We start from the raw sequence: 18,359 nt of genomic DNA, 5'->3' as shown, positions 1-18,359 counted from the left end.
AGCGAACGTTAAAACCTGAAAAACGCCAAGATCAAAATCGATCGCTAACCTGCGGCTCGACATGTTTTCGCTCGCCTTTAATTAGTTGAGTGTTGCTGTGTCGTGCCGCAAGCAGGCGGCAGGAGCACAGACCATGACTGTAAAAACCCCAACTTCCCGCAACACCAGCGCCACCAGTGACAGCAACAAGCTGTCGATGCGTGCCGCCCGCGAAGCCCAGAACGGCCTGGCCGTCACCCTGGCCAACGTCAACTCCACCACCGCCGGCCTCACTGAACTGGATGCCGAGGGCCGCCTGCAACGGGACGGCCACAACGAGGTCGCCCACGACCGTCCGCCACACGCTCTGGTGCAGTTGCTCCAGGCTTTCAACAACCCCTTCATCTATGTGCTGATGACCCTGACCGGTATCAGTTTCTTCACCGACTTCTGGCTGCCGCTGCAGGCCGGCGAAGAAACCGATCTCACCGGGGTCATCATCGTCCTGGTGATGGTGCTGGCCAGCGGCCTGATGCGTTTCTGGCAGGAACACCGCTCGGCCAAGGCCGCCGAAGCGCTCAAGGCCATGGTACGGACCACCGCCGCCGTACTGCGCCGCGAGCAGATGGGCATGCAGGCCCGGGTGCGTGAAGTGCCGATGCGCGACCTGGTGGTGGGCGACATCATCCAGCTGTCCGCCGGTGACATGATCCCTGCCGATATCCGCCTGATCGAATCCCGCGACCTGTTCATCAGCCAGGCGGTGCTCACCGGCGAAGCCTTGCCGGTTGAAAAGTACGACACCCTGGGCGCCGTCCAGGAAAAGTCCGCCACCGCCCAGGCCGCCGATCAGCAAGACCTGCTGGACCTGCCGAACATCTGCTTCATGGGCACCAACGTGGTCAGCGGCACGGCCACCGCCGTGGTCGTGGCCACCGGCTCGCGCACCTACTTCGGTTCCCTGGCCCGCTCCATCGTCGGCTCCCGCACCCAGACCGCCTTCGACCGCGGGGTCAACAGCGTCAGCTGGCTGCTGATCCGCTTCATGCTGGTGATGGTGCCCATCGTTCTGCTGATCAACGGATTCGCCAAGGGCGACTGGGCCGAAGCCTTCATGTTCGCCCTGGCAGTGGCCGTCGGCCTGACCCCGGAAATGCTGCCGATGATCGTCAGCGCCAACCTGGCCAAGGGCGCCTCGGCCATGGCCAAGCGCAAGGTGGTGGTCAAGCGCCTCAACGCGATCCAGAACTTCGGTGCCATGGACGTGCTCTGCACCGACAAGACCGGCACCCTGACCCAGGACCGGATCATCCTCGAACATCACGTCGACATCAGCGGCAGCCGCTGCGATGAAGTGCTGCAACTGGCCTGGCTCAACAGCTACCACCAGAGCGGCATGAAGAACCTGATGGACCGCGCAGTGGTCAGCTTCGCCGAGGAGAACCCGCACTTCACCCCTCCTGCCGCCTGGCGCAAGGTGGATGAGCTACCGTTCGACTTCGTCCGGCGCCGCCTGTCGGTCATCCTCGCCGATGCCCGCGGCCACCACCTGCTGGTGTGCAAGGGCGCGGTGGAGGAAATGCTGGAAACCGCCACCCGGGTCCGCAAGAACGGTGTCACCCAGACCATCGACGCTGCCCTGCGTGCCGAGTTGCTGCAACTGGCCGAAGACTACAACCGCGACGGTTTCCGCGTGCTGCTGGTGGGCACCCGTGACATCGCCCGGGACCAGATCAAGAACCAGTACAGCGCCAGCGACGAACGCGAGCTGGTGATCGAAGGCTTCCTGACCTTCCTCGATCCGCCGAAGGAAACCGCCGGCCCGGCGATTGCCGCCCTGCGCGACAACGGGGTCACCGTGAAGGTACTGACCGGTGACAACGCCATCGTCACCGCGAAGATCTGCCGCGAGGTCGGCCTGGAAGTCGGCGAGCCGCTGCTGGGTCGTGACATCGAGCGCATGGACGACGAAGTGCTGGGGCGCCTGGTGGAAGAGCGCACGGTATTTGCCAAGCTCACCCCGCTGCAGAAGTCCCGGGTGCTCAAGGCATTGCAGGCCAACGGCCACACCGTGGGCTTTCTCGGCGACGGCATCAACGACGCTCCGGCGCTGCGCGATGCCGACGTCGGCATCTCGGTGGACAGCGGCACCGACATCGCCAAGGAATCGGCGGACATCATCCTCCTGGAAAAGAGCCTGATGGTGCTGGAGGAAGGAGTGATCAAGGGTCGCGAGACCTTCGGCAACATCATGAAGTACCTGAACATGACCGCCAGCTCCAACTTCGGCAACGTGTTCTCGGTGCTGGTGGCCAGTGCCTTCATTCCGTTCCTGCCGATGCTGGCGATCCACCTGCTGCTGCAGAACCTGATGTACGACTTCTCCCAGCTGGCCCTGCCGTGGGACAAGATGGACAAGGAATACCTGAGCAAGCCACGCAAGTGGGACGCCAAGAACATCGGGCGCTTCATGCTGTGGATCGGGCCGACCTCGTCGATCTTCGACATCACCACCTTTGCCCTGATGTGGTACGTGTTTGCCGCCAACAGCGTGGAAATGGCCGCCCTGTTCCAGTCCGGCTGGTTCATCGAAGGCCTGCTCTCCCAGACCCTGGTGGTGCACATGCTGCGCACCCGCAAGATCCCGTTCATCCAGAGCACCGCGGCACTGCCGGTCATGCTCGCCACGGGCCTGGTGATGGCACTGGGTATCTATGTGCCCTTCTCGCCTCTGGGCAGCATGGTCGGCCTGGTACCGCTGCCATGGGAATACTTCCCTTGGCTGGTGGGTACCCTGCTCAGCTACTGCGTGGTCGCCCAGACCATGAAGACCCTGTACATCCGCCGCTTCAAGCAGTGGTTCTAAGGGCCTGAGCCCGGTGCGACCGCCCCACGGCGGTCGCACCAGATACAGCAAACCAACGATGCCACCGTCGGCGCGGCCAGCGCCCTGTCGACGGCGACGCTGTTCGCCCGAAAGGAGCATCGCCATGTTTTTCAAAGCTTTTTCGCTGTTGCAACGCGGCCTGAAGGCCTTGCTGGTCTGCGGCCTGTGCGCCTGCGCCAGGCTGCTCGCCCGCCTGAGCATCCGCCTCTATGTGCGGGGCCTGCTGAGCGCCGTTGAAATGCGTTTCCTGCTGGGGTTCAGCGCCGCCATCACCCGCGCCTCGCTGCGCCTGGCGATTGCCTGAAACCTGTCACAGTCCCGGGAGAATACTCATGTCGGGCACTACTCTTCTGATCAACCTGGCCGGCGCCATCGCGCTGTTGCTGTGGGGCTCGCAGATGATCTGCGGCTCACTCCTGCGGGGCTTCGGCAGCCCGCTGCGGCACTGGCTCGGGCAACACCTGAACAACCGCTGGCTGGCGCTGCTGTGCGGCGTCGGCATCACCGGCGTGGTGCAAAGCAGCACTGCGGTGAGCCTGATGGCCAGCTCCTTCACCGCCGCCGGCACCCTGGGCCTGGCCCCGGCGCTGGCGGTGATGCTGGGGGCCAATATCGGCTCAACCCTGGTGGTCCAGCTGCTCAGCCTCGACCTCTCGCTGGCGGCACCTGTGGCATTGCTGGCGGGCTTCCTGTGCTTTCGCCTACGGGACGATTCGCGCTTTGAAAGCATCGGCTGCGCACTGATCGGCCTGGGCCTGATGCTGCTGGCCCTGGGCATGCTCGGCGCGACCCTGGGGGCGGTGGAAGGCACCCCGGTGTTCCAGCTGGTGATGACCAGCCTCGACGGCGACCTGCTGCTGGCCCTGCTGGTGGCGCTGCTGCTGACCTGGATGTGCCACTCCAGCGTTGCCGTGGTGCTGCTGATCGCCTCGCTGGCCGGCACTGGGCTGCTGTCGCCGGCCACCAGCATGGCCCTGGTGCTGGGGGTCAACCTCGGCAGCACCCTGCCCTCGCTGCTCAGCGCCAGCGGCAACGTGGCCCGGCGCCTGCCCCTGGGCAACCTGCTGGTACGCCTGTCGGGAGCGGCGCTGCTGATGCCCTGGATCGCCACCCTGGGCCAGTGGCACGTCATCGAGCAACTGCCTCCGGCACTGCTGGTGGTGGCCCTGCACACCGCCTTCAGTCTGGTGCTGGCGCTGCTGTTCATCGGTTTCACCGGGCCAATGGCCAAGCTGCTGACCCGGCTGCTGCCGGCCCCGGCCGCGGTGACCGACCCGGGCATGCCGCTGTACCTGGACGAAGCCGGCCTGGAAGTGGCCAATATCGGCCTGTCCAACGCCGCCCGCGAAGCCTTGCGCATGGCCGACATGCTCTCGGGCATGCTCGACCGGGTGCTGCAGCTGTTTCGCACCGCCAACCAGGCCAATGCCGATCAGGTGCGCCATATCGATCAGTCCCTGGACCTGCTCAGCGCGGCGATCCGCGCCTACCTGGCGGATATCGGCAAGGAAGGCATCAGCGACCAGGATGCCGACCGCTCCCAGGAAATCCTGCTGCTGGTGATCAACCTGGAACACGCCGGGGACATTCTCGCCACCAGCCTAGCGCACCTGGCCGCGCGGCGCTTGCGCCGTGGCGAGCCGTTTTCCGAGTTCGAGCTGAGCACCCTGTACCCGCTGCACCAGGAACTGCTGGACAGCCTGAGCCTGGCCATCACCGTGTTCCTGCGCGAAGACCTGCCCACCGCCCACCAACTGGTGGCGCGCAAGGAAAACGTACGGCGCCTGGAAGCCGCCGCCAGCCGCGAGCACTTTCGCAAGTTGCGCGAAGACCGTGGCGCCTGGGCCGAATCCGGGGACATTTTCCAGCGCTTGCTGCGCGACTACCGGCGGGTTCACCACCACATCGCCGCCCTGGCCTACCCGGCCCTGGAGCGCGCCGGTGAACGGGACATCGAGCACGCTTACCTCAACGAACCGCTGCCCGGCGAGACCAGCATCAGCCCGGTAAAGGAGAACAGCCCATGCGCGTCCTGATCTGCGCCGGCCGCTACTACGCCGACGACCGCCGGTGCCGCCAGGTCCTCGACGCCTTTCAGCGCCTGCATGAAACCCGCGTGGTGATTCATGGCGGCAGCCAGTTCCTCGGCGCCCATATCGAGGACTGGGCCCGGGACATCGGCGCCGACATCGTCCGCTACCCGCCCAACTGGCAACGCCATGGCAAGCACGCCGAACGCCTGCGCAACGCCTTCATGCTGGCCGACAGCCGCCCCGACATCGTCCTCGCCCTGCCCGGAGGGGAAGACACCGAAGAACTGCTGGCCCAGGCCCGGGCCCGGCAGATCCAGGTTCTGTCGATGGCCGACCAGTAAGCCTCCCAAGCCGCCACCCTCTGCACCGGCCCGCACGCCAGATGCACCGGTGCCCCAACCCAGAACGAGATCCGCCATGTCCAAGCACACTCCACATCGCCCCTCGCGTTCCAGCGCCTTTGGCCACCCTCTGCCTGCCGCGAAAAGCCGTATGCTCAAGCGCAACCTGCTGTTCCTCGCCCTCACCGCCAGCGCGACCGCCACCCTGGCCCTGTGCTCCAAGGCCCAGGCCGCCGGCGGCGCCTACGTGGTGGATGACGGTGCCATCAACGCTCCCGGGGAATGCAATGTCGATGTCTGGTACCAGAGCACCCGCCACCAGGGCTCCAGCCACACCAGCGTGGTGGCCCCGGCCTGCACCTTCAGCCAACTGCCCTGGGTGCAACTGGGGGCCGCGATGCAGCGCCAGCAGGCCGACGGCCAGGGCGAAACCCAGCTCAGCCCCCAGGTCAAGCTGGCCCTGCTGGACCGTGAAGACCTGGGCCTGCAACTGGCCCTGGCCGGCTCCGCCCACTGGGCCCTGAACCGCAGCCACAGCTTCGACGGTGGCGACCTCGCCCTGCCACTGACCTTCAGCCCTGTTGCCAGCCTGCGCCTGAACCTGAATGCCGGCTGGGCCCACGCCTATGACGACGGCGACCAGAGCCACCGCTGGGCCTGGGGCAGCGGGCTGGAGTACGACCTGGCCCAGAGCCTGACCCTGATTGCCGAGCGCTACGGCCAACGCGGCGGCGAACAGGGCTGGCAGGCCGGCCCGCGCCTGCATCTGGGCCAGCACCTGGACCTGGACCTGATCGTTGGCCAGCACCTGACCGAAGACCGCGATCGCTGGCTGACCACCGGCGCGACCCTGCGCTTCTAACCCCCGAAAGCGCCCCACCTCTGTAGGAGCTGGCTTGCCAGCGAAGGCGTCGGCAAGGGCGATGGAAGACTCAAGGGCCTCTTCGCCGGCAAGCCGGCTCCTACAGGGCCAGGAGTTGCGCGGTGCACTGGGCGATGCGGCGGCAGGCTTCGGCCAGCCGTTCGCGGTCCAGCACCAGGGCAATGCGAATGTGCCCGACCACGCTGGGGCCGAAGGCTTCGCCCGCCAGCACCGAAACCCCATAACCCTCCAGCAGTCGCTCGGCGAACGCCTGGGCGCCCAGCCCGGTGCGGCGTACGTCGACCATGACGAACATGCCGCCATCGGGCAGCACTGGCCGCAAGCCCGGGCACTGCCCGAGCAGCGTGCACACCAGGTCGCGGCGCTGGCGGTACTCCTCGCGCATCCGTGGCAGTTCCGGCAGTTCGCGGGTCAGCGCCACCACTGCCGCATTCTGGATGAAGTCCGGCAGGCCGTAGAGCATGCACAGGGCCAGATTGCTCAGGTGCCCGGCCAGCACCGGCGGAGCGATCACCCAGCCCACCCGCCAGCCGCTCATGGCATGGGACTTGGACAGGCTGTTGATGGTGGCGGTGCGCCCACCCATTCGCGGCAGACCGCCCGGGCTCAGGTGCTGGCCTTCGTACATCAGGTCGCCGTAGACCTCGTCGGAAACCAGCCACAGGTCATGCTCCATGCACAACCGCGCCAGGACCTGCCAGTCATCAAGGGACAGGCTGGCCCCGGAGGGGTTGTTGGGGCTGTTGATGAGCATGGCCCGGGTCCGCGGGCTGATGCGCGCCGCCACTTCCTGCGGGTCCAGGCGAAAGCCCTGCTCGGCCCGTACCGGCACCGGCACCACGGTGGCGCCACAGGCACCGAACACCCCTTCGTAGGTGACGTACATGGGCTCGGCCACCAGCACCTCGTCCCCCGGGTCGAGCAGGCACTGGGCCACGGAGAACACCGCACACTGCGCCCCCGGCAGCACCACCACGTGCTCGGCATCGACGATCTGCCCGGTGCGCTGGTGGTGGCAACGGGCGATGCAACTGCGCAACGCCAGGTTGCCGCGCACATCCGAATAGTGGGTGTCACCGGCCAGCAGGCTATCGATGGCCGCCTGGACCACAGGCCGGGGGGTGTCGAAATCCGGATCGCCGATGGTCAGCAACAGCACATCGCCCCCCTGCTCGCGCAAGGCCAAAGCTCGGTAATGGATATCCCAGGCGGCGGAACCTTCTCCGGCAATCCGTTGGGTCAGGGCTGAATAGCGCATCGCTTTCTCCATGAAAGATGCTTCAGCCAGAACCCTAGGTGCTGGCGCGGCACTCGTCGAGCGAGCGCCAGCGCCGTTGGACGCTTAGATCACAAAACGCGCCACCAGAGCGTTCAGGTCCACCGCCAGGCGCGACAACTCATGGCTGGCGGCGCTGGTCTGGTTGGCCCCGGCCGCCGACTGGGTGGCCAGGTCGCGGATGTTCACCAGGTTGCGGTCCACCTCGCGGGACACCTGCGCCTGCTCTTCCGAGGCGCTGGCGATCACCAGGTTGCGCTCGTTGATCTGGTTGATGGATTCGGCAATCTGCTCCAGGGCCACGCCCGCGGCACGGGCCAGTTCCAGGGTGCTCTGGGTACGCTGGTTGCTCTGCTGCATCGACTCCACGGCGTCGCCCGTGCCGTTCTGGATGCCGGCCACCATCTTCTCGATTTCCTGGGTCGACTGGGCGGTGCGATGGGCCAGGGCCCGCACCTCATCGGCCACCACCGCAAAGCCGCGCCCGGCCTCGCCGGCACGGGCCGCTTCGATGGCCGCGTTGAGGGCCAGCAGGTTGGTCTGCTCGGCGATGGCGCGGATCACGTCCAGCACCTTGCCGATATCCCGGCCCTGGGTCGCCAGGCCTTCGATCATCACCGAGGTGCTCTGCACGTCGTGGGTCATGGTCTGGATCGCGTCCACGGTTTCCACCACCCGGTCGCGACCTTCGCGAGCGGCCTGGGTCGACTGCCGGGAAGCCTCGGAAGTGGACACCGCGTTGCGTGCCACCTCCTCCACCGCGGCGGTCATTTCGTTGACCGCGGTGGCCGCCTGTTCGATCTCGTTGTTCTGCTGCTGCAAGCCGCGGGAAGCCTCTTCAGTGACCGCGCTGAGTTCTTCCGAGGCCGAGGCCAGCTGGGTCGCCGAGCCGGCGATCTGCTCGATGGTGCGGCGCAGGCTGGCCTGCATCTCGGCCAGGGCCTGCAACAGCCGCGCCGGCTCGTCCTTGCCATCGACCTCGATGGCCTGGCGCAGGTTGCCGCCGGCGATCACCTGCGCGGCATTCAGGGCCTTGTTCAGGGGGGTGACGATGCTGCGGGTGAGCAACAGCGCCAGAACAATGGTCAGCAGCGCGGCAAGCACAGCCACCGCCACAATCCCGGCGATGGCGCTGCTGTAGTGCTCGCCGGCAGCCTTGGAAGCGCTCCTGGCATCAGCAGCGTTGATCGCGATCAGTTGGTTCAACTGCTCGCCCATCTGGTCTGTGCCTTCCTTGATCCGCGAATTGATCAGGCTGCGCATTTCATCCAGCTTGTTCTGGCGCGACAGTTCGAGCATCTCGTTCTGCGCCTGCAGGTAGTTGTCCAGGGTCGTAGCGAAGGTCTTGTACAGCGCAGCCTCCTGCGGCCCCGCCGGCAAGGCCGCATAGCTGGCCTGGGCCTTTCTGGCGTTGTCCACCAGCACGCCGATGCGCGTCTGGGCTTCTGCCAAGCCTGCCGGCTCGCGGTTCACCAGCACACGGAAGGAAAGAATCCGCAGGCGCAGCACGTTCTCGGTGAGGTTGCCGAGAAAGCCGACACTGGGCAGCTGGTTGCTTTCCATGTCCATCGAGGCTTCGCGGATCACCGCCATGCGATTGACCGCAAACACCCCCAGCACCACGACCAGCAAGGCAATGAAGGCAAAACCGAGGAAAGCACGAGGGGCGATATTCAGGTTACGCAAGGACATAGGACGACTCTCGAGGGAGAACGGGCGACAGGCATCCATGCCGTTGAGCCGTCGGCGCATCAGGGGCTGTGCCGACGTGGGGCGCCGCGCTGTTGGAAGTCCGCGGGCCTGTCAGAGATATCGGCCGAACTTGAGCTTTCATATGGCTGATTGTTAAAAATATTTCTGAATGTGACCGGTGTATCACTGCTGATACAACACAACGCGAAGTGAATCGATAAAGCGCTACAGCATCGCCCCTAAGCCACCGTTTTCGACCCTGGCTCCGGCCACCCGCCTCCCTATGAAAAGTGCAATTCATTCGCCGGAAAAGCCATTTAGTCCATTCCCGCGGCTGCCCATCATGGCCCCAGTCAATAAAAACAACGCTGAGACTGGATATGAAACCTGAAGACTTTCGTGCCGCAACCGACCGCCCGCTGACCGGTGCCGAATACCTGGCCAGCCTGCGCGACGACCGTGAAATCTACATCTATGGCGACCGAGTCAAGGACGTCACCACCCACCCGGCCTTCCGCAACTCCGCGGCCTCCATGGCCCGCCTGTACGACGCCCTGCACGACCCGGCCACCAAGGAGCAACTGTGCTGGGACACCGACACCGGCAACGGCGGCTACACCCACAAGTTCTTCCGTTCGGCGAAAAGCCCCGATGAACTGCGCCAGCAGCGCGATGCCATCGCCGACTGGTCGCGCCTGACCTATGGCTGGATGGGCCGCAGCCCCGACTACAAGGCCGCCTTCGGCAGCGCCCTGGGGGCCAACCCGGAGTTCTACGGGCGCTTCGCAGACAACGCCCGCACCTGGTACAAGCGCATCCAGGAAGCCTGCCTCTACCTCAACCACGCCATCGTCAACCCACCCATCGACCGCGACAAACCGGTGGATCAGGTCAAGGACGTGTTCATCTCGGTGGACGAGGAAGTCGAAGGCGGGATCATCGTCAGCGGCGCCAAGGTGGTGGCCACCAACTCGGCCCTGACCCACTACAACTTCGTCGGCCAGGGCTCGGCCCAGTTGCTGGGGGACAACACCGATTTCGCCCTGATGTTCATCGCACCGATGAACACCCGGGGCATGAAGCTGATCTGCCGCCCTTCCTATGAACTGCAGGCCGGCATGACCGGCTCGCCCTTCGACTACCCGTTGTCCAGCCGCTTCGACGAGAACGACGCGATCCTGATCATGGACAAGGTGTTCATCCCCTGGGAAAACGTGCTGATCTACCGCGATTTCGAGCGCTGCCGCCAATGGTTCCCCCAGGGCGGGTTCGGCCGCCTGTTCCCGATGCAGGGCTGTACCCGGCTGGCGGTCAAGCTCGACTTCATCACCGGGTTGCTGGTCAAGGCCCTGAAATGCACCGGCTCCCTGGAGTTCCGAGGGGTCCAGGCCCAGGTCGGCGAAGTGGTGGCCTGGCGCAACCTGTTCTGGTCCCTGACCGACGCCATGCATGGCAACGCCAGTGAATGGATGAACGGCGTCTACCTGCCCAGTACCCAGGCGCTGCAGGCTTACCGGGTCCTGGCGCCCCAGGCCTACACCGACATCAAGAAGATCATCGAGCAGGTGGTGGCCAGCGGCCTGATCTACCTGCCCTCCGGCTCCCGCGACCTCAAGGACCCGGTGCTCAACCAGTACCTCGGTACCTACTGCCGGGGCTCCGGGGGCATGGGCCACGAGGAGCGGATCAAGATCCTCAAGCTGCTGTGGGACGCCATCGGCACCGAATTCGGCGGCCGCCACGAGTTGTACGAGATCAACTACGCCGGCAGCCAGGACGAGATCCGCATGCAGTGCCTGCGCCACGCCCAGGCCAGCGGCTCGATGAAAGCCATGACCGACCTGGTGGACAAGTGCCTGGGGGACTACGACCTCGACGGCTGGACCGTGCCGCACCTGAGCAACCCGGATGACATCAACATGCTGGACCGCATCCGCCAATAGCCCACGCCACATGCAGGAGCGGGCTTGTGCAGGCGCTGGCTTGCCAGCGAAAACGCCCGCCAGAGCGCCACAAGGCCCCAGGCCCCTTCGTCGGCAAGCCGGCTCCTGCAGCGCAATGCCCTGCGTCCACGAGGAATTCGTCATGTCTGTACTCGATCCCAAGCAACTCGCCTTTCGCAACGCCATGGCGCACATGACCGCAGCGGTCAACGTCATCACCAGCAACGGCCCCGCCGGCCGCTGCGGCATCACCGCCACGGCGGTCTGCTCGGTCACCGACAGCCCGCCGACCCTGATGGTCTGCGTCAACCGCAACAGCGCCCTGAACCCGGTGTTCAAGGGCAACGGGCGGTTGTGCGTCAACGTCCTCAGCGGCGAACACGAAGAAGTGGCCCGGCACTTTGCCGGCATGACCGGCGTGGCCATGGACCAGCGCTTCGGCCTGCACCGCTGGCGCGACGGCCTGCAGGCCCTGCCGGTGCTGGAGGGCGCCCTGGCCAGCCTGCAGGGGCGCATCACCGAGGTCCAGGAAATCGGCACGCACTCGGTAATGCTGGTGGAACTGGATGAAATCGGCGTGCTGGAGCACGGCGACTCACTGGTGTACTTCAGCCGTTGCTTCCATCGCCTGGCCCACCCTTGCCGGGCGGCCTGAACCCTTCCCTCCTGGCCGTCATTTCCCGCGCCTGGATGCCCGCCGGCATCCGGGCCAAGGGCCACCTCCTGCATCTGTAGGATGGCGCGGCTCTTCCAAGCCATCGATACTCGAACCAGGCCCTGCCCACGTCCCCTGACGTACCGGTCCCAAACCCCTTCCGTGACGAAAACAATAACAACGTCGCACAGAGGTACAGACCCATGAACCACCCCGAGCGTGCCCCGGCCAGCCTGTTGCAGGCCTTCAGCGAACTGACCCTTGAACTGCAGCAACTGGCGCAGAACAGGGACATCGAAAACCTGCACCAGCATGCACTGGCGCGCATCAGCAGGCTCCTGCCCTTCGACAGCGCCTGGTGGGGCCGTGCCGCACTGGTGGATGGCCTGCCGGATGAACACAGCTGCTACCTGTACCGCCTGCCACCGAGCTACCTGCCGGACTGGCAATCGATCCGCCACATCGATGTCACGGTGAGCCGGGTCCACGAGGTGCCGGGCCGGGCGGTGATCGTCGACATGGCCGATCCGGACAACGGTCCCGGCCTCAACTGGCTGGGCCGCCAGTACAACATCGGCGAACTGCTGTGCGTGGTGCACATCGACCCCCACACCCACCTGAACAATCACCTGGCGCTGTACCGCGCCCCGGGAGCGCCGCGCTTCAACCAGGGCGACTGCCACCTGCTGAACAACCTGATGCTGCACCTGGTGGCCGCAGTGTCGGCCAACCAGATCCGCACCCTGGTGGCCATGCGCGAGAAACTCACCGGCCCGCGCAACCTGGCCCTGGCCGTGTGCGACCAGCGCGGCGTGCTGCAATGCGCCGAACGCGGCTTCGTCGACCTGCTGCTGCATGAATGGCCGCAGTGGAGCGGCCCGCAACTGCCCATGGCGCTGGACCCCGGCGGCTTCGAAGGCAAGTCCCTGCAGGTGGAATCCTCGGCGGTAGGCGACCTCTGCCTCCTGGCGGCCCGCAGCCGCAACCTGCTGCCCCGGCTCAGCCCACGGGAAAATGCCGTCGCCCAGTGCTTCGGCGAAGGCAAGACCTACAAGGAAGTGGCCCGGGACCTGGGCATGTCGCCCAACACCGTGCGCCATCACATTCGGGCCATCTACAGCAAGCTCGGGGTCAAGGACAAGGCCCGCATCGCCCAGTTGCTGCATGCCCCTCCCGGCTGATTCCGCCCCCTGACCACCCTTGATCAGTGCCGTCGAATGTGACGGCCACGGGCAGCCTTTGCCCTTTTTCCAGCCCCTGCCGTGTGCCGGCGAGCCGTTCGCCGAACAACAACTCCAACAAGAGACGCACCGCCCATGACCACGCCCGTGCCCCGCATCACCCTGGCCCTGACGGCTACCCTGGCCAGCCTTTCACTGAACGCCGCCGACCTCAATGCCCGGGACTTCTTCGCCGCCCCAGCGGGCACCAGCCTGGGCGTGCTGTACCTGCCCGCCACCCGCGCCGGTGATTTCCACGGCCCGGCCGACAGCACGGGCAAGGCCGAGCTGCGAGTCAATGCCATGGCCTACCGCCAAGTGTTCTTCAGCGACCTGTGCGGCACCCTCTGTACCCCGCAGTTCATCGTGCCCTTCGCCGATATCGACGCGCGCCTGCCCGGCGCCGAACGCCACACCGGCGAAAGCGGCTTTGGCGACCCCCAGGTGGGCGGCACGCTGTTCTTCATCAACCAGCCGCAAACCCGCACCTACAGCGGCCTGCTGACCCTGATCACGCTGCCCGTGGGCGAGTACCACGGGCGCAACCCCGACGTCTCCCCCGGGGCCAACCGCTGGGGCGCGACCTTTGTCTACAACTACACCCAGGGCCTGGGGGAAAAGTGGGTGCTGGAGGCCAACCTGGAAGCCCAGCTCTATGGCACCAACGACGACTACTTCGGCAGCGACCTCAAGCAGGACCCGCTCTACCGCCTGCAGGCCTTCGCCTCTTACGACTTCACCCCCGCCACCTATGGTGCCCTGCGCCTGATCCACGCCGATGGCGGCGAACTGCGGATCAACGACCGGCGCATCGACGACACCCACAAGCGCTACACCCAGGTCGGGTTCGAGCTCGGCCACTGGCTGGACAAGCAGAACCAGCTGATGTTCGGCCTGTCGCAGAACGTCGCCACCCAGAACGGCTTTGCCGGCACCGACGCCCTGCTGCGCCTGGTCCATGTGTTCTGACCCCCTTGCCTTAGGAGCCTGTCCATGAACACCCAGAACCCCGCCTTGAGCCAGAACCCGCCGATCACCCGCCAGCCCCTCGGGCTCCAGGCGGCCATCGTGCTGTTCGCCGCCATCACCCCCGCGGTGCTGCTGACGGCCCCGGCCATTGCCGCGCAACTGGCCAGCCAGTGGCAACTGAGCCCCTCCCAGATCGGCGACCTGTTTTCCGCCGAGCTGGGGGCCATGAGCCTGGCCACCCTGCCCGCCATCTGGTGGCTGAAACACATCGACTGGCGCCGCGCGGCGCTGTGCAGCGCCCTGCTGTTCATTCTCGCCAACCTGCTGTCGATGCTCGCCAACGACTATTCGCTGCTGCTGATCGCACGCTCGTGCAGTGCCCTGGCCGGCGGCTCGCTGATGATCATCTGCCTGGCCAGCGCCGCCGCCAGCCCCAACCCCAGTCGCGCCTACGGCTTCTGGGTGATGGGCCAGCTGGTGCTGGGGGCCATCGGCCTGAGCCTGCTGCCCATGCTCTTCGAGCGCTTCGGCCTGGGTGCCTGCTACCTGATCATGGCGCTGCTGATGCTGCTGTGCCTGCCCCTGGCTCGCAGCTTTCCAGCGGGCGCGGCGAAGTCCGCCAGCCATGAAGCCAAGGCCCCGCCGGTTTCCAGGGCCAAGGCCACCCTGGGGATTCTCGGCATCCTGACCTTCTACATCAGCCTCAGCGGGGTCTGGACCTTCATCGGCGCCATCGGTGGCCAGTCCGGCCTTTCGGCACAGACCAGCGGCGACGTGCTGGCCATCGCCACCCTGATGGGCATTGCCGGCGCCCTGTGCGCCACCCTGTTCGGCGATCGCCTGCCCCGTAGCGCCCTGCTCCTGCTGGGCTACGGCCTGATGGCCGGCTCGGTGCTGCTGCTTCTGGGCCAGCCGCAACTGGCGCGTTTTGCCCTGGCGGCGCTGGTGTTCAAGTTCACCTGGACCTTCATCCTGCCGCTGATCCTCGCGCGCATGGCCGAAATGGACCGCAGCGGCCGCCTGATGAACGCCTCCAACCTGGTGATCAGCGCCGGCCTGGCCATAGGCCCGACCATCGCCGGGCGGCTGATCGAAGGCAGCGGCGGCTTCCGCGGGCTGCTGCTGGCGGGCGCCGCAATCACCCTGCTGTCCATGGCCCTGGTACTCAGTTGCCGGCCTGCACGCTAACGCTCTCGGTGCCCTGGTGCCCCTGGCACCGAGGGCCTGGGCCAGCCGCTGTCGCGTTGTAAATTCCACCCTGAAAAATGGATATCACCATGACCTGTAAAAGCGCGTTTTTCTTCGACGAACTCAGCCTGTGGCATAGCGGCGGCCCCCACGTCCTGACCCTGCCGGTGGGGGGCTGGGTACAGCCGCCAGCCGCCGCCGGGCACGCCGAATCACCGGAAACCAAACGCCGTTTGAAAAGCCTGATGGATGTCTCCGGCCTGACCCGACAGTTGCACCTGCGCAGCGCCGCAGCGGCCACCGAAGACGACCTGCTGCGGGTCCACAGTGCTGCCTACCTGCAGCGTTTCAAGGCCTTGAGCGACGCTGGTGGCGGTCACCTCGGCGACGAGGCGCCGGTGGGCCCGGGCAGCTATGAAATCGCCCAGCTGTCCGCCGGGCTGGCCATGGCCGCCGTGGACGCCGTGCTCAGCGGCGAAGCCGATAACGCCTATTCCCTGTCCCGTCCACCGGGACACCACTGCACCCGCGACCAGGCCATGGGCTTCTGTTTCCTGGCCAACATCGCCATCGCCATCGAGGCCGCCAAGGCCCGTCATGGACTGGGCAAGGTAGCGGTCATCGACTGGGACGTGCACCACGGCAACGGCACCCAGTCGATCTTCGAGGAGCGGGCCGACGTGCTGACCCTGTCCCTGCACCAGGACGGTTGCTTCCCTCCGGGCTATGGCGGTGAACAGGACCGCGGGCGCGGCGCCGGCCTGGGCTGCAACATCAATATCCCGCTGCTGCCGGGCAGTGGCCACGACGCCTACCTGTACGCCATGCAGCGCATCGTGATACCGGCCCTGGAGCGCTTCGAGCCGGAACTGATCATTGTCGCCTGTGGCTATGACGCCAACGCCGTGGACCCCCTGGCGCGGATGCTGCTGCACAGTGACTCGTTCCGCGAGATGACCCAGTGCCTGAAGGATGCTGCCGAGCGCCTGTGCCGAGGGCGCCTGGTGCTGGTGCATGAAGGCGGCTACTCCGAGGCCTACGTACCGTTTTGCGGGCTGGCCACCCTGGAGGCGCTGTCGGGAATCCGCACCGCCGTCGCCGACCCGATGCTGGAGTTCGTACGCCTGCAACAGCCCAAGGAGCCATTCGTGACCTTTCAACGCCAGTTGCTCGACCTTCAAGCCCAAGCCATGGAGGCTGCCGGGCGCTGACCCCCGCTCTGGTGCCGGAACGGGCAAGCCCCGCCACCCGAGCGGCGGCATCCACCAACGGCGTTCCCCGGAGCCCGGGCTCCAGCCAGCGGAACGCCGCTCTGCCCAACCGGCCATCCTTCCCCCGCTCCCCTGGGCTACTTGCTGCAACAGTGTGGCCCGGGTGGGTCAGTTGCCTTGCTCCAGGCCCCGGAGATTGTCGCCACAGGCGTGACCGACGCTTTCGGCTGCCGGGCTTGCCAGGGTTGCGGCTAACCCCAGGGCGCGTGCCTCACTGGGAGTTTGCTGGAAGCGGCTCTTGAAGGCCCGGGCAAAATGCGCCTGGCTGGCAAAGCCGTGCCGGTAGGCGATCTCGCTGATATCCAGGCCCGCTCCCTGGCTGCTGCACAGCAGTTGACGGGCCTGTTGCAGGCGTTTTTCCAGGATGAAGCGGCTGGGTAGCGTTTCTTCCAGGGCGAACAGCCGGGCCAGGTGCCGGGTGGAAATGCCGGTCTGGGCCGCCACCCGCTCGCAGCTCAGGGTCGGGTCGGCCAGCTGTTCATGGATGCATTGCTTGGCCGCCAGCAGGTAGGAGGCGCTCAGGGCGTTGATTGGCCGTTCCCCCACATGCCCGGCAATGATGCTGGCCAGAAGCTCGAAGGCCTGCTCCTGATAAGCCTCGGCCTCGGCGCACAGGGGTTGCTGGAAAAAGCCCCGGGTACGTTCGCCCAGGGTGCGCAGCAACAGGCGCTGGACCCCGCTTTCGACGCTGATCCGCAAAGGCCGGTCGAAGCGTTTCAGGCAGCGTTCGGCGAACTGCTGCTGGGGAATGTCGAAGATGAACTGGCGCATGGCCCCGGAAAAGCCGAACAGATAGGGCTTGTCGGTGCGGTAGACCACCAGCTCCCCCGGCTCCAGCACCTGGCAGGCGCCATCCTGGTAGAAGAACGAGCCGCTGCCGGTGACCAGGGACACGAAGATCGACTCCTTGGGAACGCCGCGGATCATCGAGGTGTCGCGCTCCACCACGTGTTCGTTGCCGACGATGCGGGCCAGGCGCATGGCGCTCAATTGCAGGTTGTCCTGGCTGGCGGCGAAACCGCCCTCGGCGTAGGAGTTGCACTTGAGCCCCACCAGGGTGCTGGCGTTGTAGTCCTCCCAGAAGGCCAGGCGTTGGTCCAGGTCGACGGCCTGGGTGCTGGCATGCCGGGTTTCGAGCAAGGCGCATGGAGACATTGTTGTTCTTCTCATGGCGGCGGGATGTTCCCCGGACGGCAAGGCAGTGTCCGGACACCTGGGGCCGCAGGCACTGCGGGCTGCGGCCATTCATTAACATCTGAACTATATAGCCTGTCAACTTGAAACGCAGTGGGGCCCGGTCGCTTTGAGTGCGTCATCGGCTCTCTATCGGCCGTAGGAAAAAAGCCGTCCGAAACAGACAAACAACCAGTCCGATCCGTGCAAACCCTTGCCCCGCTCCCGACCTAAAGTCTGCGCCGTACCCCCATGGCCGCCCTGCCCGGCTGCCCAGGCTCCTCCCATAACAACAACCGAGGCCCACCATGCCCGAAGCCGCCCACCGTGAATTCTGGAAAGACCTGCAACCGATCGCCAACTGCTTCAAGCCCGACGCCAAGCCGGAGGTCTACCTGCCCGACGCCGCCAGCGACGACCTGAGCCTGTACGTGCCCTTCACCGAGACCGTGTCCTCACGGCCACTGTGGATCTCCCCCAGCGAAAACCGCTGGTGCGACATTCTCCTGGCCCGCAGCGCCGGGCTGGTGAACCGCCACTACCACCCCCACGAAGTCTTCGCCTACACCCTGTCCGGCAAATGGGGCTACCTGGAGCACGAGTGGACCGCCACCGCCGGGGACTTCGTCTACGAGACCCCGGGCGAAGGCCACACCCTGGTGGCCTATGAGCATGAGCAGCCGATGCGGGTGTTCTTCATCGTCAAGGGCCCGCTGATCTGGCTCGACGAACAGGGCGAGCCCGACGGCTACTTCGACGTGCACTCCTACATCGCCATGTGCCGCGCCCACTACGAAAAGATCGGCCTGGGCGCCGCCCATATCGACACCCTGTTCCGCTGACCTGCGC

Annotated in this window: 15 protein-coding genes; 12 read left to right on the top strand and 3 right to left on the bottom strand. The window is 66.0% G+C overall.

The window, feature by feature from the left end; all coding sequences use genetic code 11:
• Positions 1-133 precede the first annotated feature (133 nt).
• The 5 genes from mgtA to BM382_RS01775 all read left to right on the top strand — a co-directional run bounded on the left by mgtA (position 134) and on the right by BM382_RS01775 (position 6,102).
• The gene (gene mgtA, locus BM382_RS01795) at positions 134-2,845 is read left to right on the top strand and encodes a magnesium-translocating P-type ATPase (protein WP_047287087.1); all 2,712 of its coding nucleotides are present in this window, start codon (positions 134-136) and stop codon (positions 2,843-2,845) included.
• Between the two features lie 124 nt (positions 2,846-2,969).
• Complete coding sequence (locus BM382_RS01790; RefSeq protein WP_015635857.1) at positions 2,970-3,170, top strand: hypothetical protein; 201 nt, start codon at positions 2,970-2,972, stop codon at positions 3,168-3,170.
• A 28-nt stretch (positions 3,171-3,198) separates the two neighbouring features.
• Positions 3,199-4,902, top strand: coding sequence for a Na/Pi cotransporter family protein (locus BM382_RS01785; RefSeq protein WP_011061633.1), 1,704 nt, complete (start codon positions 3,199-3,201; stop codon positions 4,900-4,902).
• Positions 4,890-5,240, top strand: coding sequence for a DUF2493 domain-containing protein (locus tag BM382_RS01780; protein WP_041752297.1), 351 nt, complete (start codon positions 4,890-4,892; stop codon positions 5,238-5,240). The genes BM382_RS01785 and BM382_RS01780 overlap by 13 nt, the downstream gene beginning before the upstream one ends.
• Before the next feature lie 76 nt (positions 5,241-5,316).
• Positions 5,317-6,102 (top strand): hypothetical protein, encoded by a 786-nt coding sequence (locus tag BM382_RS01775; RefSeq protein WP_053158903.1) that lies wholly within the window; start codon positions 5,317-5,319, stop codon positions 6,100-6,102.
• A 100-nt stretch (positions 6,103-6,202) separates the two neighbouring features.
• Here BM382_RS01775 and BM382_RS01770 read toward each other — a convergent pair whose 3' ends face one another.
• Together BM382_RS01770 and BM382_RS01765 are read right to left on the bottom strand one after the other, a co-directional pair.
• The gene (locus BM382_RS01770; protein ID WP_072441619.1) at positions 6,203-7,381 is read right to left on the bottom strand and encodes a pyridoxal phosphate-dependent aminotransferase; all 1,179 of its coding nucleotides are present in this window, start codon (positions 7,379-7,381) and stop codon (positions 6,203-6,205) included.
• A gap of 84 nt (positions 7,382-7,465) precedes the next feature.
• The gene (locus BM382_RS01765) at positions 7,466-9,091 is read right to left on the bottom strand and encodes a methyl-accepting chemotaxis protein (RefSeq protein WP_011061637.1); all 1,626 of its coding nucleotides are present in this window, start codon (positions 9,089-9,091) and stop codon (positions 7,466-7,468) included.
• A gap of 380 nt (positions 9,092-9,471) precedes the next feature.
• On the opposite strand from BM382_RS01765, the gene hpaB reads away from it, so the two are divergent.
• The 6 genes from hpaB (at position 9,472) to BM382_RS01735 (ending at position 16,277) form a co-directional block, all read left to right on the top strand.
• Positions 9,472-11,034: a 4-hydroxyphenylacetate 3-monooxygenase, oxygenase component gene (gene hpaB, locus BM382_RS01760; protein WP_072441616.1), complete on the top strand. Its 1,563-nt coding sequence runs from the start codon at positions 9,472-9,474 to the stop codon at positions 11,032-11,034.
• A gap of 142 nt (positions 11,035-11,176) precedes the next feature.
• Entirely contained in the window at positions 11,177-11,689 is a 513-nt protein-coding gene (hpaC, locus tag BM382_RS01755; protein ID WP_072441612.1) for a 4-hydroxyphenylacetate 3-monooxygenase, reductase component, read from the top strand.
• 203 nt (positions 11,690-11,892) lie between these two features.
• Complete coding sequence (locus BM382_RS01750; RefSeq protein WP_011061640.1) at positions 11,893-12,870, top strand: helix-turn-helix transcriptional regulator; 978 nt, start codon at positions 11,893-11,895, stop codon at positions 12,868-12,870.
• 135 nt (positions 12,871-13,005) lie between these two features.
• Positions 13,006-13,878 carry a transporter gene (locus BM382_RS01745; RefSeq protein ID WP_015635863.1) on the top strand — a complete coding sequence of 291 codons (873 nt, stop codon included), beginning with the start codon at positions 13,006-13,008 and terminating at the stop codon, positions 13,876-13,878.
• 24 nt (positions 13,879-13,902) lie between these two features.
• Entirely contained in the window at positions 13,903-15,066 is a 1,164-nt protein-coding gene (locus tag BM382_RS01740; protein WP_072441609.1) for an MFS transporter, read from the top strand.
• A gap of 89 nt (positions 15,067-15,155) precedes the next feature.
• Complete coding sequence (locus tag BM382_RS01735) at positions 15,156-16,277, top strand: class II histone deacetylase (protein WP_026020252.1); 1,122 nt, start codon at positions 15,156-15,158, stop codon at positions 16,275-16,277.
• Positions 16,278-16,445: 168 nt separating this feature from the next.
• Here the strand turns inward: BM382_RS01735 and BM382_RS01730 are convergent, their stop codons facing one another.
• On the bottom strand, positions 16,446-17,492 hold the full coding sequence (locus tag BM382_RS01730; RefSeq protein WP_019095477.1) for a helix-turn-helix domain-containing protein: 1,047 nt from the start codon (positions 17,490-17,492) through the stop codon (positions 16,446-16,448).
• A 326-nt stretch (positions 17,493-17,818) separates the two neighbouring features.
• Between BM382_RS01730 and BM382_RS01725 the strand changes: the two genes are divergently transcribed.
• Positions 17,819-18,352, top strand: a complete 534-nt coding sequence (locus BM382_RS01725; protein ID WP_011061645.1) for a 2,4'-dihydroxyacetophenone dioxygenase family protein — start codon at positions 17,819-17,821, stop codon at positions 18,350-18,352.
• The last annotated feature ends 7 nt before the right edge of the window (positions 18,353-18,359 follow it).

Source organism: Pseudomonas sp. NFPP25, from assembly GCF_900116505.1.
GTDB classification, from domain to species: domain Bacteria; phylum Pseudomonadota; class Gammaproteobacteria; order Pseudomonadales; family Pseudomonadaceae; genus Aquipseudomonas; species Aquipseudomonas protegens.
Note: the sequence above shows the minus strand (reverse complement) of the source record. Positions and strands in the feature narration are given on the sequence as shown.

Coding starts and splice junctions, on each gene's coding strand:
- mgtA (WP_047287087.1), top strand. CDS start 134: ATGACTGTAAAAACCCCAACTTCCCGCAACACCAGCGCCACCAGTGAC.
- BM382_RS01790 (WP_015635857.1), top strand. CDS start 2,970: ATGTTTTTCAAAGCTTTTTCGCTGTTGCAACGCGGCCTGAAGGCCTTG.
- BM382_RS01785 (WP_011061633.1), top strand. CDS start 3,199: ATGTCGGGCACTACTCTTCTGATCAACCTGGCCGGCGCCATCGCGCTG.
- BM382_RS01780 (WP_041752297.1), top strand. CDS start 4,890: ATGCGCGTCCTGATCTGCGCCGGCCGCTACTACGCCGACGACCGCCGG.
- BM382_RS01775 (WP_053158903.1), top strand. CDS start 5,317: ATGTCCAAGCACACTCCACATCGCCCCTCGCGTTCCAGCGCCTTTGGC.
- BM382_RS01770 (WP_072441619.1), bottom strand. CDS start 7,381: ATGCGCTATTCAGCCCTGACCCAACGGATTGCCGGAGAAGGTTCCGCC.
- BM382_RS01765 (WP_011061637.1), bottom strand. CDS start 9,091: ATGTCCTTGCGTAACCTGAATATCGCCCCTCGTGCTTTCCTCGGTTTT.
- hpaB (WP_072441616.1), top strand. CDS start 9,472: ATGAAACCTGAAGACTTTCGTGCCGCAACCGACCGCCCGCTGACCGGT.
- hpaC (WP_072441612.1), top strand. CDS start 11,177: ATGTCTGTACTCGATCCCAAGCAACTCGCCTTTCGCAACGCCATGGCG.
- BM382_RS01750 (WP_011061640.1), top strand. CDS start 11,893: ATGAACCACCCCGAGCGTGCCCCGGCCAGCCTGTTGCAGGCCTTCAGC.
- BM382_RS01745 (WP_015635863.1), top strand. CDS start 13,006: ATGACCACGCCCGTGCCCCGCATCACCCTGGCCCTGACGGCTACCCTG.
- BM382_RS01740 (WP_072441609.1), top strand. CDS start 13,903: ATGAACACCCAGAACCCCGCCTTGAGCCAGAACCCGCCGATCACCCGC.
- BM382_RS01735 (WP_026020252.1), top strand. CDS start 15,156: ATGACCTGTAAAAGCGCGTTTTTCTTCGACGAACTCAGCCTGTGGCAT.
- BM382_RS01730 (WP_019095477.1), bottom strand. CDS start 17,492: ATGTCTCCATGCGCCTTGCTCGAAACCCGGCATGCCAGCACCCAGGCC.
- BM382_RS01725 (WP_011061645.1), top strand. CDS start 17,819: ATGCCCGAAGCCGCCCACCGTGAATTCTGGAAAGACCTGCAACCGATC.